Below are 1,395 nucleotides of genomic sequence, written 5' to 3' on the forward strand. Positions count from 1 at the left end.
TGACGACACGTGCGCCGCTCTCGCAATGTCTGTCGTGTGTCGTCGCAATGAGAGTGCACGTCGTGTGGCACCCCTCTCCCTAACCCTCTCCCGCAAGGGGAGAGGGAACCCCGCCGCCGGTGCGTCCCTTACATGCGCTATCGCCCACGAGTTGCACAAGAGCCGGTTAGAGGTGGTGATAGAGCGTTCGTATTTTCAGAAACAATACTTGACGCCGCACCCCAACTCACTGTCTAATCCGCCCGTCTCACCCGATCGAGGGGCGCTGGCCATCGTCGCGGTGTTGCGGTGAGATGCGGTGGACGTGTCGCATGTCAGTGACGACAGCATGCGAGGCGGACGGTGAAGTCGTGCAGGCCTGACGCCCTAGGTGGTGTGGACACTTACCGCAGCCAGAGAATGATGGCTGCGAGGGTGACGACCGCCCGATAATTTCGAGCGGTCTTTTCGAAGCGGGTTGCGACGCGGCGGAATTGCTTGAGCTTTGAGAAGCAGCATTCGACGAGGTGGCGCTGGGCATAGAGATACTTGTCGAGCGGATGCTTGAGCGCTCGTGACGGGTTGTTGGGGATGACGGCGAGCGCCCCTTTGGCTGCGATGGCTTGGCGCAAGTGATCGGCGTCATAGGCCGTGTCGCCCATGACCACCTCGGCAGGCAACCCCTCGATCAATTCGGCAGCTTGCGGTGCATCGCCCTTCTGACCCGCGGTGATCGTGAACCGTACGGGACATCCCAAGCCGCGAACGGCCATATGTATCTTGGTGCTCAGGCCGCCGCGCGAACGGCCAATTGCCTGATCTTCAGACCCCCTTTTTTGGCCCCGGCAGCATGCTGATGGGCTCGGACGATGGTGGAATCGACGATCAAATATTCGAAGTCGGGGTCATCGGACATCGCCTCGAAGATGCGGCACCAGACGCCTTTGGCGCTCCATCGACTGAAGCGCCGGAACACGCTGTTCCAGTCTCCGAACGCCTCCGGAAGATCACGCCAGGGAGCGCCCGTACGCACGATCCAAAGCACACCCTCCACGAACATCCGATTGTCGCGGCCGGTCGAGCCCTTCTGGTCAGGCCGGCCTATGATCAGCGGCGCCATCCGCTCCCACGCCGCGTCGCTCAACACCAGCCGATCCATCACACCCAAGACTGCCTCCCCAAAAGCAATCTTGAATCTGATTTGCCCCTAAAAGGGAATCCCTAGAGTCCACACCACCTAAGGCGAAATGACTTTCCATTGGATTGTGCCGCAGGCTCCGCTTCACCTCGCCCCGCGTGCGGGGAGAGGTCGAAACGCATCGCCAGATGCGTTTCGGGTGAGGGGGGCTCTCCGCGAACGCATTTATCGCCGTCTTCGCGGAAGCAGCCCCTCACCCCAACCCTCTCCCCGTAAGA

General features: G+C 61.1%; 1 protein-coding gene. It reads right to left on the reverse strand.

The window, feature by feature from the left end:
• Positions 1-383 precede the first annotated feature (383 nt).
• Positions 384-1,147, reverse strand: a protein-coding gene (locus tag CI41S_RS45470; protein WP_139860511.1) for an IS5 family transposase whose coding sequence is annotated in 2 segments (ribosomal slippage) — positions 384-809 and positions 812-1,147 — 762 coding nt in all. Because the reading frame shifts where the segments join, the coding sequence is not laid out codon by codon here.
• Positions 1,148-1,395: the final 248 nt, after the last annotated feature.

The sequence above is a fragment of the Bradyrhizobium ivorense genome, assembly GCF_900696085.1.
GTDB classification, from domain to species: Bacteria; Pseudomonadota; Alphaproteobacteria; order Rhizobiales; family Xanthobacteraceae; genus Bradyrhizobium; species Bradyrhizobium ivorense.